13 protein-coding genes are annotated in these 14,442 nt (G+C 66.1%); 5 read left to right on the forward strand and 8 right to left on the reverse strand.

The window, feature by feature from the left end; genetic code table 11:
- Window positions 1-256: 256 nt before the first annotated feature.
- Complete coding sequence (locus tag AOA12_RS16000) at window positions 257-1,507, reverse strand: IS256 family transposase (protein WP_054684964.1); 1,251 nt, start codon at window positions 1,505-1,507, stop codon at window positions 257-259.
- A gap of 511 nt (window positions 1,508-2,018) precedes the next feature.
- Here AOA12_RS16000 and AOA12_RS16005 point away from each other — a divergent pair.
- From AOA12_RS16005 to AOA12_RS16020, 4 genes are read left to right on the forward strand one after another with little or no spacing between them, the layout of a single operon-like run.
- Window positions 2,019-3,710 carry an MDR family MFS transporter gene (locus AOA12_RS16005; protein WP_054684968.1) on the forward strand — a complete coding sequence of 564 codons (1,692 nt, stop codon included), beginning with the start codon at window positions 2,019-2,021 and terminating at the stop codon, window positions 3,708-3,710.
- Entirely contained in the window at window positions 3,707-4,486 is a 780-nt protein-coding gene (locus AOA12_RS16010) for an ABC transporter ATP-binding protein (protein ID WP_082406313.1), read from the forward strand. The genes AOA12_RS16005 and AOA12_RS16010 overlap by 4 nt, the downstream gene beginning before the upstream one ends.
- A gap of 26 nt (window positions 4,487-4,512) precedes the next feature.
- Entirely contained in the window at window positions 4,513-5,775 is a 1,263-nt protein-coding gene (locus tag AOA12_RS16015) for an ABC transporter permease (protein WP_231637104.1), read from the forward strand.
- 11 nt (window positions 5,776-5,786) lie between these two features.
- Complete coding sequence (locus AOA12_RS16020) at window positions 5,787-6,425, forward strand: TetR/AcrR family transcriptional regulator (protein WP_054684973.1); 639 nt, start codon at window positions 5,787-5,789, stop codon at window positions 6,423-6,425.
- A gap of 13 nt (window positions 6,426-6,438) precedes the next feature.
- On the opposite strand, the gene AOA12_RS16025 is transcribed toward AOA12_RS16020, so the two are convergent.
- The 3 genes from AOA12_RS16025 to fdhA form a co-directional block, all read right to left on the reverse strand.
- The gene (locus AOA12_RS16025) at window positions 6,439-6,828 is read right to left on the reverse strand and encodes a hypothetical protein (protein WP_156366534.1); all 390 of its coding nucleotides are present in this window, start codon (window positions 6,826-6,828) and stop codon (window positions 6,439-6,441) included.
- A gap of 158 nt (window positions 6,829-6,986) precedes the next feature.
- Window positions 6,987-7,385 (reverse strand): GlcG/HbpS family heme-binding protein, encoded by a 399-nt coding sequence (locus tag AOA12_RS16030; RefSeq protein ID WP_054684981.1) that lies wholly within the window; start codon window positions 7,383-7,385, stop codon window positions 6,987-6,989.
- 81 nt (window positions 7,386-7,466) lie between these two features.
- The gene (gene fdhA, locus AOA12_RS16035) at window positions 7,467-8,687 is read right to left on the reverse strand and encodes a formaldehyde dehydrogenase, glutathione-independent (RefSeq protein ID WP_054684984.1); all 1,221 of its coding nucleotides are present in this window, start codon (window positions 8,685-8,687) and stop codon (window positions 7,467-7,469) included.
- Window positions 8,688-8,830: 143 nt separating this feature from the next.
- Between fdhA and AOA12_RS16040 the strand changes: the two genes are divergently transcribed.
- Entirely contained in the window at window positions 8,831-10,096 is a 1,266-nt protein-coding gene (locus AOA12_RS16040) for a helix-turn-helix transcriptional regulator (RefSeq protein ID WP_054684987.1), read from the forward strand.
- A gap of 50 nt (window positions 10,097-10,146) precedes the next feature.
- Here the strand turns inward: AOA12_RS16040 and AOA12_RS16045 are convergent, their stop codons facing one another.
- From AOA12_RS16045 to AOA12_RS16060, 4 genes are read right to left on the reverse strand one after another with little or no spacing between them, the layout of a single operon-like run.
- A complete protein-coding gene (locus tag AOA12_RS16045; protein ID WP_156366535.1) occupies window positions 10,147-10,749 on the reverse strand; it encodes a TetR/AcrR family transcriptional regulator in 603 nt (200 codons plus the stop codon).
- A gap of 59 nt (window positions 10,750-10,808) precedes the next feature.
- Window positions 10,809-12,791, reverse strand: coding sequence for an acetoacetate--CoA ligase (locus tag AOA12_RS16050; RefSeq protein ID WP_054684993.1), 1,983 nt, complete (start codon window positions 12,789-12,791; stop codon window positions 10,809-10,811).
- Complete coding sequence (locus AOA12_RS16055; protein WP_054684997.1) at window positions 12,788-13,408, reverse strand: cupin domain-containing protein; 621 nt, start codon at window positions 13,406-13,408, stop codon at window positions 12,788-12,790. Before AOA12_RS16055 ends, AOA12_RS16050 begins: the two co-directional genes overlap by 4 nt.
- A gap of 2 nt (window positions 13,409-13,410) precedes the next feature.
- Window positions 13,411-14,418 carry a fumarylacetoacetate hydrolase family protein gene (locus AOA12_RS16060; RefSeq protein WP_054685002.1) on the reverse strand — a complete coding sequence of 336 codons (1,008 nt, stop codon included), beginning with the start codon at window positions 14,416-14,418 and terminating at the stop codon, window positions 13,411-13,413.
- Window positions 14,419-14,442: the final 24 nt, after the last annotated feature.

A 14,442-nucleotide genomic window follows, 5' to 3' on the forward strand; every position in this document is an offset into this window, starting at 1 on the left:
GTTAACACGTCAGATTGGAGCGTCGCCGACACATGATCCCGAACGTCAGGGAGACGATCATGCGGGCTTCCTCTGAGGCACGTGCGTCCGGTTTTCGATGAGAGCGAGTTCGCGCGGCGCAAGTTCCGTTCACTTCGAGCAAGCGGCTCGACACTAACAAAGCCAGCATCGTACCCCGAGTGCTCACCCGGACGCGGAGGGGCGGGTCAAGCCCCAGGAAGTGGTGTAGCTCGGTTTCCTTCGAATTGTTGAGGGGTTAGGCGCTGAGTTCGAGGACGATGTCGGTGCTCACCTCCTCGGTTCCGGTGTCGGTGACGAGGGTGAGGCGGGATTTGGCGAGGATGTCGAGGCCGAGGTAGCGGCGGCCTTCGGCCCATTCGTCGGTCTGCTCGGCGAGCACGGCGCCGACGAGGCGGATGATCGCGTCGCGATTCGGGAAGATGCCGACCGAGTCGGTGCGTCGGCGGATCTCTCGGTTGAGACGTTCATTCGGGTTGTTGGACCAGATCTGCTGCCAGAGGCCCTCGGGGAACCCGGTGAACGCGAGGATGTCCGCTCGGGCGGTGTCGAGGTGCTCGAACGCGTCGGGGAGCTTGCCGTCGACGTAGTCCAGCAGCCGGTCGAACTGGGCGTGCACGGCGTCGGCGTCGGGCTGGTCGTAGACGGAGTGCAGCATCGCTTTCACCGCCGGCCACATCGTCTTCGGCGTCACCGACATCAGGTTGGCCGCGTAATGGGTGCGGCACCTTTGCCAGACTGCGCCGGGCAGGTTCGCCGCGATCGCTTCCACCAGCCCGGCGTGGGCGTCGCTGGTGACGAGGCGGACGCCGCCCAGGCCGCGGGCGACGAGGTCAGCGAAGAAGCTGTTCCATGCCGCTCCGGTCTCGGATGTCGCGACCCGCAGGCCGAGCACCTCCCGGCGGCCGTCGGCGTTGACGCCGGTGGCGATCAGCACGACCGCGTTGATGACGCGGCCGCCCTCGCGGACCTTCATGGTGAGCGCGTCGGCGGCGACGAACGTGAACGGGCCAGCGTCGCCGAGCGGCCGGTGCCGGAACTGGTCGACGTGCTCGTCGAGTTCCGCCGCCATCCGGGAGACCTGTGACTTGGACAGCGAGTGGATCCCGAGGGTCTTCACCAGCTTGTCCATCAGGCGGGTGGAGACGCCGGCGAGGTAGCAGTCCGCGACCACGGTGATCAGCGCGGTCTCGGCGCGTTTGCGGCGCTCCAGCAGCCATTCCGGGAAGTAGGTGCCGGTGCGCAGCTTCGGGATCGCGACGTCGATGGTCCCGACGCGGGTGTCGAGGTTGCGGTGCCGGTAGCCGTTGCGCTGCGCGGTGCGGTCGTCGGAGCGCTGGCCCCATTCCGCTCCGACCACGGCGTCCGCGTCGGCGGACAGCAGCGCGTTGATCATGGTCTGCAGCAGGCTGCGCATCAGATCCGGCGACGCGTCCGCGAGGGCTTCGCCGAGCAGGCCGGCAGGGTCGACAATATGAGGTGCGGTCATCGTGAAGATGCCTTTCGAGTGGGTTGTAGGAGATTCCTCGAAGGGACTACACGGTGACCGCGCCCACGTCTACGACGAAACCGGCCACCGCGAACTACACCACGTTAAGGGGCACTACTGAGGGGCGATCCACCTTCATCCAAGACGTACGCGACCCGGACGTCCTCGCCCGGCATTGGAGGCTCGATGCCGAGCACTGCCCGCCCCCTGGAGCTTGCGTAGTGGAAGGACGTCCCGAAGTCCACCAACCTCTCCGAGCAAACCCGACACGAACTCGCGGGAGTCGAGGACGAACTCAACCGTCGACCCCGATTTCGATCGAGCACGCGTACCACAGCGTCACCGCCGACGTGATCTGCGACGCCCCAACGCTCTCGGAGCGCCACCGTGGCGGAGCTGGGCAGTCTCGAGACCGGGGTTGGCGATTCGTGCAGTTATGCAATAATGCATAACTGAACTTCGCGGCGGCTCCGCCCCGCGACCATCCCGTATCGTCACCAAGGAGCCCCCCGTGACCGCTGCCGCTGCCCCTGTTGGGGGCCATGCACCACTGCTGCTCACCAAGCGGCGGATCTGGATCATATTCTCAGCGCTGATCGCGGGGATGCTGCTGTCCAGCCTCGATCAGACCATCGTCTCCACCGCCATGCCGACGATCGTCGGGCAGCTCGGCGGCGTTGAGCACCAGGTGTGGATCACGACCGCTTACCTGCTGGCAACGACGATCGTGATGCCGGTGTATGGCAAGTTCGGCGACATCCTGGGTCGTCGCAACCTCTTCCTCATCGCAATCGCGATCTTCACTCTCGCCTCGGTTGGCTGCGCGTTCGCGACAGACTTCTGGATGTTCGTCGTCTTTCGCGCCATCCAGGGCCTCGGCGGCGGTGGCCTGATGATTCTCTCGCAGGCGATCATCGCCGACATCGTCCCGGCATCTGAGCGCGGCAAGTACTTGGGCCCGCTCGGCGGGATCTTCGGTCTCGCCGCGGTCGCCGGTCCACTCCTGGGCGGCTACTTCGTCGATCACCTCACGTGGCAGTGGGCGTTCTACATCAACATCCCCGTCGGCATCGCCGCATTCGTGATCGCGCTCGTCGCCCTCCGGCTCCCCAGCAAGAAGGCAACCAAGCCGATCGACTGGCTCGGTGTGCTGCTGCTGTCGGCGGCGACGACATGTCTCATCTTCTTCTCCGACTTCGGCGGCGATGCCGACTTCGGCTGGGGTTCGATGGCGACCTGGGCGTGGGGTCTCGGGCTGCTGGTCGCGGCATCCCTTTTCGTCTTCGTCGAATCGCGCGCCGCCGACCCGATCATCCCCTTGTCGCTGTTCCGCAACCCGGTCTTCATCAACGCGACCGCCATCGGCATGACGCTCGGTATCGGCATGTTCGCTGCCATCGGTTTCGTGCCGACGTTCCTGCAGATGTCCTCGGGCACCTCAGCTGCGGCATCCGGCCTCCTCATGCTCCCGATGATGGTGGGCCTCATGGGCACGTCGATAGCCTCCGGTCTGCTGATCACCAAGACCGGCCGGTACCGCATCTTCCCGATCATCGGCACGCTGGTCACGGGTGTCGCGATGGTGCTCATGACCACACTGACTGCGGCGACCCCGATCTGGCTGATCTGCGTGTACCTGTTCATCTTCGGCGCGGGCCTGGGTCTGATCATGCAGGTCGTAGTCCTCGTGGTGCAGAACGCGGTGCCAGCAACCGAGGTCGGTACCGCGACCAGCACGAACAACTACTTCCGCGAGGTAGGTGCTTCGCTCGGCGTCGCCGTGTTCGGCACGCTGTTCACGACGCGGCTTACCGAGAACCTCATGGCCGTGTTCACGGACGCTGGCGCTACCCCCGACCAAGCTGGTGAAGCCACCGCGAGCATCGACCCCTCCGTGCTCGCGCAACTCCCCGACACGGTGCGCGAGGGAGTCGTGACCGCCTACGCGGACGCCCTCGCTCCGGTGTTCTGGTACCTCTTGCCGTTCATCGGGCTCGCGTTCGTGCTCGCGCTCTTCCTCAAGCAGATCCCGCTCTCCGATGTCGCCGGGCTCGTCGCGCGCGGCGAGGCAGTCGGCGGCGACGAGGCCGAACGGCTGGAGGCTGCGGAACGCGGGCACCACCACGTAAGCAGCAGTGCCGGCGAAGCCAGCGCCGAAGGCGAACGCAGTCCCGCGAGCGAGACCGTCGAGGGGCAGCGATGACCGCGCCTGCCGTGCAGTCAGGCGGAGGGGTAGCCGCATCCGGCACCCTGCTCGCCGCATCAGACATCCACAAGTCGTACGGGAGCGGCTCCAGTCGCTTCGACGCTCTGAAGGGTGTCTCGCTCCGCCTCGCCGAGGGCGAGTCGGTGGCGATCGTCGGCAAGAGCGGCTCAGGCAAGTCGACGCTGATGCATATCCTTGCCCTCCTGGACGAACCCGACGACGGCAGCATCCAGATTGAAGGCAAGGATGCCGCCCGTCTGCGCGCGCGGGAGCTCAATGGCCTGCGCAACCGGGAGTTCGGCTTCGTGTTCCAGCAGTTCTTCCTCATTCCGAACGCGACGGTGCTCGACAACGTCGTACTGCCCCTCAAGATCGCCGGCGTGGGTGCTCGCGAACGCAACGAACGAGGTTTGGCCGCACTGCGGTCGCTGGAGCTCGATGACAAGGCGAAGAACAAGGCGACCGCGCTTTCGGGCGGCCAGAAGCAGCGTGCGGTCATCGCCCGCGCCCTCGTCAACAATCCGAAGGTCATCTTCGCCGACGAGCCCACTGGCAACCTCGACACTGCCACGGGCGCGATCGTCGAAGACATTCTCTTCCAGCTCAACCGCGAGTGGGGCATCACACTCGTCATCGTGACCCACGACGCCGAACTAGCCGCGCGCTGCGACCGGCAGATCTACCTGCGCGATGGGCTCGAGGTCGACTCTCCCCCGCCGCCCAACCCGCACGGGCACACCGGCCCGATCGACACGAAGGGCGCGGAAGCGTGAGAACCGGAGACCTGCTCCGTACGGCGATGCAGAACACATTCCGCAGCAAGCTGCGCACATCGCTCACGATCATCGCGATCTTCATCGGTGCGTTCACGCTGACGATTACCAGTGCCATCGGGGCGGGCATCTCGGACTACATCGGCAACCAGCTGGGCGCGATCGGCGCGCAGGGCGTGTTGACCGTCACCGCGGCGCCCGATGACGAGCTCGGAGCCGAAGACGGCCCCGCCCGCTACGACCCGGACCGCGCGAGCGCCGGCGGCGGTTTGCCCGGCGGTGGACTCGGGATCACGACGCTGACAGCCGACGACGTCGAGGCGATCGAGGCGACGGACGGCATCACTCGGGTCGAGCCCACCGTCATGGTGAATGCCGAATTCATCACCGCGCCCGGCGCCGACAAGTATGAGATCAGCCTCAACCCCGCCGCGGCGGCCACCGTCCCCGACCTCGCCGCGGGCGAGCCGTTGTCAGACTCTGATGAGAGCGAGATCCTGCTCCCCGACGAGTTCCTCGACGTCCTCGGCTTCGCCGACGCCGAAGATGCGATCGGCGCCGACGTGACCCTGGGTGTGACGGACGCGCTGGGTGAGCAGCACGAAGTGCCCGCCACCGTCGTCGGTGTGACGAACACGTCGCTGCTCTCCCTGGGCGCGAGCATCAATCAGCACCTCACCGAGCAGATCGTCCAGACCCAGGAGACGGGCCGCACCGTCGAGGGGCCGACGGGCTACATCTCAGTGACCGCATTCATCGACCCCGACGCGTCTGACGATGAGATCGCAGCCATCAAGGCCGACCTCGCCGATCAGGGGTTCCAAGCGCAGACCACCGCCGACCAGATCGGCGCGTTCCAGACCGTCATCAACGGCATCGTCGGCGTCCTCAATGCGTTCGCCGTCATCGCCCTCATCGCGGCCGGGTTCGGCATCGTCAATACGCTGCTGATGAGCGTGCAGGAGCGCACGCGCGAGATCGGACTCATGAAGGCTATGGGCATGGGTAGCGGGAAGGTCTTCGCACTGTTCAGCGCCGAGGCCGTCTTCATCGGCTTCCTCGGCAGTGCCATCGGCGCAGGGATCGCCATCCTGGCTGGATCAGCGATCAGCAGCGTGCTCGCGACATCCGTTCTCTCCGGCCTTCCCGGACTGCAGATTATGCTCTTCCAGCCGCTGTCCATCGCTACCGTCATCCTCGTGGTCATGGCGATCGCGTTTCTGGCCGGAACCCTGCCCGCCCGGCGCGCCGCCGTGCAGAACCCGATCGACGCGCTGCGTTATGAGTGACGATGGACACTATGAGCGAGACCAGCGGCGAGGGACTGCGCGAACGCAAGCGTCGGGCGACCCGTGACGCGATCGAGCGCCACGCCCTCGAGTTGGTGATCACGCACGGCTACGACAACGTCACCGTCGAGATGATCTGCGACGCGGCGATGATCTCACAGCGGACGTTCTTCAACTATGCCGGGTCTAAGGAGCGGGCAGTGCTCGGCATCGAGCCTCCCCTGCCCAGCCCGCAGCAGCAAGACGAGTACGTCACGGGACTCGGCGGATCTCCGCTACGAGACCTGCTCGCAACGATGGTTGCCGCTTTCGCCGGGGCAGGTCCCGACCATGCCGATCTCACACGTAAGCGCCAGCAGGTCATGATGCAGAACCCCGCGCTCGCTCTCGGTGAGTTCGCGCGCATGCAGGATGCTCAACAGGTGGTCGTCGCGCTGATCCGACGGCGACTGCAGGCGGATCGACCGGGCGCCGATCCGTCGGACACCGAAGCCGACGCGGCGATGACGTTCTCGCTCGCGTTCGGCATCATGCACAACCTCGCCCACAACTGGATCGGCAAGGTCGATGAACTCTCCCGCCCCGATCAGCTCGTCGACGACGCGCTGGCCCGCGCCGCACGGGCTCTGACTGCGAGACCGGCGGAATGAAGAGACGCCATCCTCATCCGACCGGGACTGCGAACGCGGCGAGCGCGGCGACGACAGCAATTCCCAGCGCTAGGCCCGTGATCTGAAGCGCCTTGCGCTGATCCTTCCGGCGGAACTCCGCGTCCTGCACCGACTCTACTGATCCGAGCGCCCCGAAGTTATAGAGCCCGCGGCTCGCGAAGCCGACGCAGAAGTGGAACGCAGCTTGCAGGAACCCTTGCGCCGACAGGAAGACGGGTAGCGCCACGAGGAGACGCCACGGCGCGGCCCAGCCGAACGCGAATGCGAGGACGAGGAAGACCAGCGCCACACCCAGGCCCAACCACCCCGAGACCCGGCGCCTGCGGATCTCCGCCGGCCCGATATTGCATACCCCCGGCTGATATGCGGTTGCATGAGTCATGACGCAATTGTGCGCTCTGATGCTGCGTGATGCGACGGGTGGCAATGCGCACGCGCACGGATGAAGAACCGGCCACCGACGCTTCGATCTTCGAGAACATCACCAGAATGACAACGAGGGGCGAGGTTGCAGGACCTCGCCCCTCGCTGGTCAGCGTTTCAGAAGGCTGCGGCGCCGGCCTCGGCGACGGTCTGGTCCTGCTCGCCCGAGCCGCCGCTGACGCCGACCGCGCCCACGACCTTGCCGTCGCGCGACAGGGGCACGCCGCCGGCGAAGATCGCGACCTTGCCGCCGTTGGTGGCGTGGATGCCGTAGAACTGCTGGTTCGGCTGCGCGTTGTCGCCGAGGTCCTTGGTCTGGATGTCGAAGGCCTTGGACGTCCACGCCTTGTTGATCGAGATGTTGACGCTGCCGATCCACGCGCCGTCCTGGCGGACGTGGGCGACGAGGTTGCCGCCGGCGTCCACGACGGCGATGTTCATGGGCTGGCCGATCTCGTCGGCCCGCTTCTCGGCGGCGGCGATGACGCGGCGGGCGTCTTCGAGGTTCACGGACATGGTGGTTCCTTACTCTGTGGGGTGTGGATCGGGAGCGGATGCCTCGGACCGAGGCATCCGCTCGCCGTCTGTGGGTCTTCGTCAGGCGGCCTTGATGTAGCCGTTGGGGTTGAGGACGTACTTCTTGGCGGCGCCGAGGTCGAACTCGGCGTACCCCTGCGGGGCGTCCTCGAGCGAGATGGGGGTGGCGCCGACGGCGTCGGCGATGTGCACCTTGTCGTGCAGGATCGCCATCATGAGCTGCCGGTTGTAGCGCATCACCGGGCATTGACCGGTCGTGAACGACAGCGACTTCGCCCAGCCGAGACCCAGGCGCAGCGACAGCGAACCGACCTTCGCGGCCTCGTCGATGCCGCCCGGGTCGCCCGTGACGTACAGGCCCGGGATGCCGAGCGCCCCGCCGGCGGCGGTGAGATCCATGAGGGAGTTCAGCACCGTCGCGGGCGCTTCGTGGCCGGCGTCGGAGCCGTGACCGCGTGCCTCGAAGCCCACCGCGTCCACGCCGGCGTCGACCTCGGGTACGCCGAGGATCTGCTCGATCTGATCCTTCGGGTCGCCCTTCGACACGTCGACGGTCTCGCAGCCGAACGAGCGGGCGCGGGCGAGGCGGTCCTCGTTGAGGTCGCCCACGATGACCGCGGCGGCGCCCAGCAACTGCGCGCCGACGGCGGCGGCCAGGCCCACCGGGCCCGCGCCGGCGATGTAGACCGTCGAGCCCGGGCCGACCCCCGCGGTCACGGCGCCGTGGAAGCCCGTGGGGAAGATGTCGGAGAGCATCGTCAGGTCGAGGATCTTCTCGAGCGCTTGGTCGCGGTCGGGGAACTTCAGGAGGTTCCAGTCGGCGTACGGCACCAGCACGTACTCCGCCTGGCCGCCGACCCAGCCGCCCATGTCGACGTACCCGTAGGCGCTGCCCGGCCGGTCGGGGTTGACGTTCAGGCAGATGCCCGTCTTTCCCTCCTTGCAGTTGCGGCAGCGGCCGCACGCGATGTTGAACGGCACCGACACGATGTCGCCCACCTTGATGAACTCCACGTCGGGGCCGACCTCGACGACCTCGCCGGTGATCTCGTGCCCCAGCACAAGTCCGGCCGGTGCGGTCGTGCGCCCGCGCACCATGTGCTGATCCGACCCGCAGATGTTCGTGGACACCGTCCGCAGGATCGCGCCGTGCGGCACCTTGCGGCCCACGTTCGCCGGGTTCACGCCGGGGCCGTCCTTGAGCTCGAAGGTGGGGTAGTCGGTGTCGATAACCTCGACCTCGCCCGGTCCCTTGTACGCGACAGCTCTGTTGCCTGACATCTTTGTCCTCTCGTTCACGCGCGACGGGAACGCGCGTCATACTTCTCGCTTCGAGCATGCCCTGCGCAATCGGGTAGCGGAATCCCTCCAGAGGACCGTATCCACTACCCATATTGGTAGGCGTGCGGGCGTAGCATGAGGGCATGCCCGATGGCGGACACCTCTGTACGGAATACACCCTGCGCGACCTCGTCGAGGTCGTGACTGCTCCCGCTCCAGCCCTGCCGAATCTGTTGTCGCAGCTTCTGTCCACGTTCGCACCCCACGACGCCGTGGTGACGCTGGTGGCGGACACGACAGGAGCCAGCCGGTACGGCGCCGGTGATGCAGGCATCATCAGAGGCATCTCGCATTTCGACCTCGACGAGATCGGCAGGAGAACGCCACCCGGCTCGATTCTCACTGGCGCGCTGGAACTCGACGGCGAGAGCGTCTCCACGCTCGACGTGGTGGCCCGCAACGGCGCCCTCCTCGTCATGGTGAACGCTCGTCCGATTCCGGGCGCAGAAGCGACCATCCTGCAGATCTGGAACATCGTCGCGCTACGCGTGCAGGAGCTCGCCGACGAGGCAACTCCTGACTATCTGCAGCTCGCACGCGCAACGTCGGGAGTGCGCATGGGCGCGCTAACCGAGTTGGCGGACCAGTATTCGACGACCCTCGAATCGGTGCTCGCCGCGCTGCGGTCAACCGCCCTCGACGACAAGTCCGCGCGAAGCACAGCGACCGGTATCGCCGCGGAAGCGCTCGTGCTGCTGCGCACGGCGAGCGACCGCGCGCTCACATTCACGGAGGAACCCGTGACCACGGCTTTCGCACGGTTGCGTGACGACCTGCGGCCGCTGGTGCGATTCCGCGATCTCGACGTGCAGTTCGTCGAGCCGCCGAGCGATGGCCGCCCCTTGCCGAGCGAGGTGGCACACGGCGCCCGGGCAGTCGTGCGCGGATCGATCCTCGCCCTCATCGACCGTGCCGATGTCAGTCGAGTACGCGTGAAATGGGGGTGCGACGGGACGAACCTTCTCATCGATATTCGCGACGACGGAGCAGCCGAACTGTCCGATTCCTCCACACAGCTGCACCTTGTCCGACAGCGCATCCATGCACTGGGAGGACGCATGTCAATGGAGACGACGCCGGGATGGGGCACGGAACTGTCCATGATCATCCCCCTTGATCCGCCGCACGCGACCGCCGAGACAGCCGCTCGATGGGACCTGCGTCCCCGGGAACTGGAGGTACTCCACCGCCTCATCAGCGGTCGCCGCAACCGTGCAATCGCTGAGGAGCTCAAGATCAGCGAGAACACCGTCAAGTTTCACGTGACGAGCATCTTCCGCAAGCTCGGCGTGTCATCCCGATCGGAAGCCACCGCGGTATTCCTCGCGCACCCGCTACCTACCGGTTAGAAGGGGGCACCTGCTCGCGCACCGCGACGATCCGCATCGACGGAGTCGTTCTAGTGCGCGACTTGCGCGGCGTCTTGCGGCGTCGCGATCCCATCGAAGATAACGTTGAGCTGAGCGCGGATGGCCTCGGGGGTGAGCTCTCCCTCCTGGAAGAGCAGACGGAAATAGATCGGGGCATAGATGGCGTCCGCCAGCAGACTCGCCTCGATTCCCGTGCGGATGGAGCCCTCCGCCTGACCACGCGCGATCACCCGTCCCACTGCATCGCGACGCGGCTGCCAGAAGTGACGCTTGAACTCATCGAGAGTAGCCGGGTCGTACTGACTCTCGGCGATGAGCTGGGCCATCAAGCGACCCTCATGCCCCGAGTAGAGCGAGGCGAGCGCGACGGCGTGCTCCCGAAGCGCATCGATCGCGGGGAGATCCTCCCGAACTGGCGTCGAGAGGATGTGGCTCTCTAGGAAGGTGTCGATGATGACGGCAGCTTTGTTGGTCCACCAGCGGTAGATCGTGGTCTTGCTGACGCCAGCCTCACGGGCGATGCGCTCGATGGAGAGCTGCTGGACCGTGACCGAGTCGGGCTCACGCCCGTCGAGCAACTTCATCGTTGCGTCCAGAATCGCCTGCCGACTGTGTTCACTGCGAATTGCCACGCAACGACCCTAGCCATTCTCCGAGCGATACGAAACGTTCACTATGGCGATTCTCCAACCTACCTGGCCGCAAGCGCCGGCCTCTTCGCTACGGCGAAGTCCGCATATTCCTGCAGCAGCGCGGAATCATCGATCGCCCCAAGATCGGCCACTTCGGCCAGCGGGACCCCCTGGATCAGGCGCTTCACCGGTACCTCTAGCTTCTTTCCCGTCTTCGTGTGCGGGATGGCCCGCATGACGATCATCTCGTCGGGAAGGTAGCGCGCCGAGAGGTTGGCGCGGATCGCTTTCGCCACGGCCGCTTGTGCGACCGCTTCGTCGGTACCGGGCACCACCCGCAGGAACAGCGGCATGTAGTAGCCCTCGTCCCCGATCTCAGCACCAATGACCATCGCCTCCGCGATCTCGGGAAGGGCCTCGACGACCGAGTAAATGTCGGCCGACCCGAGTCGGATGCCGTTGCGGTTCAGGGTGGAATCCGAACGCCCGAGGATGAGAATGCCCTTGTCGGAGATCTCGATGAAGTCGCCGTGCCGCCACACGCCTGGGTACGTGTCGAAGTAGCTGGAGCGGTATCGGGAGCCGTCTTCGTCGCCCCAGAAGAACAGTGGCATCGATGGCATCGGAGCCGTGACCACGAGTTCGCCCTTGCTGCGGGTCGGCTTGCCGTGCTCATCCCAGCACTCCACGCGGACGCCGAGCGCAGGTGCCTGGATGTATCCGACTCGAACCGGCTCGGTCGGCGCGCCGCCGACGAAACATCCTGCGATATCCGTGCCCCCGCTCATGGAGACGAGCCAGATATCGCCGACATTGCGATAGACCCAGCGAAAACCGTCTGCGGATAGCGGCGACCCAGTCACCTGAATCTCACGTAGCGCGGCGAGGTCGTGATCGCGGCTCGGGACGAGGTCGGTCTTCGCGCAGGCGTGAACGAAGCCTGCGCCGACGCCGAGCACGGCCGCTCCGGTCGCTGCCGTGACCTCCCACACCCGGTCGATGGAGGGATAGGTCGGATTGCCGTCGAGCAATACCGGCACCGCCCCGATCCCGATCGATGAGATCAGTGAGTTCCACACGACCCAGCTGGTGGAGGCGACGTTGAACAGCCGGTCCCCGGCGCGAAGGTCGCCGCCGAAGTACAGCATTTGCAGCTCCTCCAGGAGCGCGCCCCCGTGCCCATGCACGATGCCCTTGGGAACCCCCGTGGTGCCTGATGAGAACAACACCCAGAGCGGATGGCTGAACTCCACGTCGAGAAACTCGGGCTCTGAGGGGGTGTCCGTCACGCTATCCCACTCCGCCGTGGGCAGCCCGGCGGCGGGCACGGGTATCGTCGTGTGGCGGGTGAGCCAGACGACGCCAAGAAGACTTGGCAGTTGCGCGAGAAGCTCCTCCACCTCCGCCCTGCGGTCACGGTCGCTGCCGGAGAGCTTGTAGCCCGGCACAGCCAGAATTGCCTTCGGCTCGAGCTGCCGGAAGCGCGAAGCAAGCGCGCCGGGACCGAACTCCGGGGAGCACACCGACCACACGGCCCCGATGGACGCCGCGGCCAGCAGCCCCACCACGGCTTCCGGGACGTTGGGCAGTACCGCGACTACCCGATCTCCGACCGTCACGCCGAGCGATCGGAGGTGTCGGGCCAGCGCGCCCACCTCGCCTCGGAGCCGGTCGAACGTCCATTCCTCGGTGGTGCCGTCCTCGGCGACGGCGATCAGCGCGGTGCCTTCGCGGTTCTCGAGGAGATGCCGGCCGAAGTTGAGGGTTCGCCCGGGGAACCACCGGGTCTCGGGCATCGCGGTTCCGTCTCGAACGGGACCCGGTTGGCCGCCGATCTGGATGCCGGCAAACTCGATGAAAGCTGACCAGAACGCGTCCGGATCGTCGACGCTCCACTGCCAGAGCGACGGGTAGCCTTCACCGACGTCGACGCCGCGGTCGCGGAGGAACGAGGCGAAGCGCTCCGTCTGGGCGACATCGGTCGTCTCAGGATCGGGCCGCCAGATGATCTCGCCGTCCGCGGCCGCGGCGTCGACGATCACACCCGCTCCGCCGTCTTGGCCTCCGCGCGCTTTTCCGCGATCTCGGCCGTGGTGATCGGCGGGGTCCCGATCAGGACGAACGCCACCCGGGCGATCTTGTCCGTCCGGTTCGACCATGCGTGCGCGGTGGCGCGCTGGATCGCCACGTCCCCGGGCTTGAGCGTCACTTCCCCGTCGTCGACGAGAAGGGTGATCTCGCCGTCGATCACGATGGCGTAATCAATCGAGTCGGTGCGGTGGAACCAGAAGTGCTTGTCGCTGCTGTGTTCGCTGCCCGCCTCGCGCTCGTCCTGCCCGTTGATCTCCTCGAAGACCGCGTCGCCGGCGTTCTGCGGATAGACAGCGTCCGGTGGGAAGTCAGCGATTCGGAAGACCGTCTGGCCGGTGAGTGGGAAGCCGATCCGGTCGATGGATTCGACGGGGGCCGGGTCGCGATCGGTCACCATGTCCACGTCAGGCGAATCCGTGAACCACGCAACAGACGCACCGAAGCCGGTGATGGTGTCGGAGCGGAACGTGTTCGGCGCTGGCCCGTCGCTCAGAATGATGGCGCGACCCTCGTCATCGTGCCCGGTGACAACGCGGCGGACTGGGGGCCGGGGAGTGATCTCGGTCATAGTCAGTTCTCCTCGAAGGGGAAAGGCTGCGGCGTGGGCCACCAGGACGCAGATTCCTTCGTCGCTGAGATGGGGCTGCGGAGCACGCCCACCCCTTCGAGCTCGAGTTCCAGCACGTCGCCGGGCTGGAGGAACTTCTGAAGCTCGGCGCCGGCGCCGAACGCCATCGTGCCGGATCCGATGAGGTCACCCGGCTGTAGCCCGTCGAACTGCGAGACGTATGACACGGTCTCCTCGGGCTTCCAGATGAAGTCCTCCACCTTGGTGTTCGACCACACCTCGCCGTTCACGCGGACCTGGCCAGCGAGCCCGATGATCGACGGAATCTCGTCGAGAGTCGTGATCCAAGGACCGATGCCGTAGGCAAAGTCCTTGGAGTGCTGGGCGCCCATACCGATGGGGCTTTCGAGCACCTGCACGTCGCGCATCGACCAGTCGTTGAAGATCGTGATTCCGAACACGTGGCCGAAAGCATCCTCCGGAGTCACGTTGCGCCCGGGCTTGCCGATGATGTAGCCGATCTCAAGCTCATAGTCGAGCTGTTCCGTGATGTCCGGGTAGGGAATCGTCTCGTTCGTGCCATAGATGGTCGCCGTGGATCCCTTGAAGAAGCCCGGGCGCTCGTAGACCGCGCGGGTCGGCGTCGACTTCATCACGTTGCCAAAGAAGTTCTTGATGTGCCCGTTGAAGGTGAGGCTGTCTCGAATCACCGGGGGCTTGATCGCTGCCTTCCAGACAACCTCGTCGATCGCAAGCGCAGCGTCATCGGCTGCGTCCAGCGCCTTGTGGGCCGCGTCGAGGAAGAAGTCCCCGGCGGAGATGCCCTGCGTGAGATCCCGGAACGTCGCGTGCGCGAGATGCCGGGAGCCCTCAACGGATGCGCCACCCTTCTGCAGCGCGAGCGCGTATGCCTTCTTCAGGTCGATGACCCGGCCTTGCTCCGGCTGGGCGGCGACGACACGGAGCTCTGCTCCGTCCGGCCCCTGGACTTCGATTCGTCCCAACTTCATTGGTGGACCCTTCCTTTGATTGTC

Source organism: Microbacterium sp. No. 7 (assembly GCF_001314225.1).
GTDB lineage: Bacteria > Actinomycetota > Actinomycetes > Actinomycetales > Microbacteriaceae > Microbacterium.

Coding starts and splice junctions, on each gene's coding strand:
- AOA12_RS16000 (WP_054684964.1), bottom strand. CDS start 1,507: ATGACCGCACCTCATATTGTCGACCCTGCCGGCCTGCTCGGCGAAGCC.
- AOA12_RS16010 (WP_082406313.1), top strand. CDS start 3,707: ATGACCGCGCCTGCCGTGCAGTCAGGCGGAGGGGTAGCCGCATCCGGC.
- AOA12_RS16015 (WP_231637104.1), top strand. CDS start 4,513: ATGCAGAACACATTCCGCAGCAAGCTGCGCACATCGCTCACGATCATC.
- AOA12_RS16020 (WP_054684973.1), top strand. CDS start 5,787: ATGAGCGAGACCAGCGGCGAGGGACTGCGCGAACGCAAGCGTCGGGCG.
- AOA12_RS16025 (WP_156366534.1), bottom strand. CDS start 6,828: ATGACTCATGCAACCGCATATCAGCCGGGGGTATGCAATATCGGGCCG.
- AOA12_RS16030 (WP_054684981.1), bottom strand. CDS start 7,385: ATGTCCGTGAACCTCGAAGACGCCCGCCGCGTCATCGCCGCCGCCGAG.
- fdhA (WP_054684984.1), bottom strand. CDS start 8,687: ATGTCAGGCAACAGAGCTGTCGCGTACAAGGGACCGGGCGAGGTCGAG.
- AOA12_RS16040 (WP_054684987.1), top strand. CDS start 8,831: ATGCCCGATGGCGGACACCTCTGTACGGAATACACCCTGCGCGACCTC.
- AOA12_RS16055 (WP_054684997.1), bottom strand. CDS start 13,408: ATGACCGAGATCACTCCCCGGCCCCCAGTCCGCCGCGTTGTCACCGGG.
- AOA12_RS16060 (WP_054685002.1), bottom strand. CDS start 14,418: ATGAAGTTGGGACGAATCGAAGTCCAGGGGCCGGACGGAGCAGAGCTC.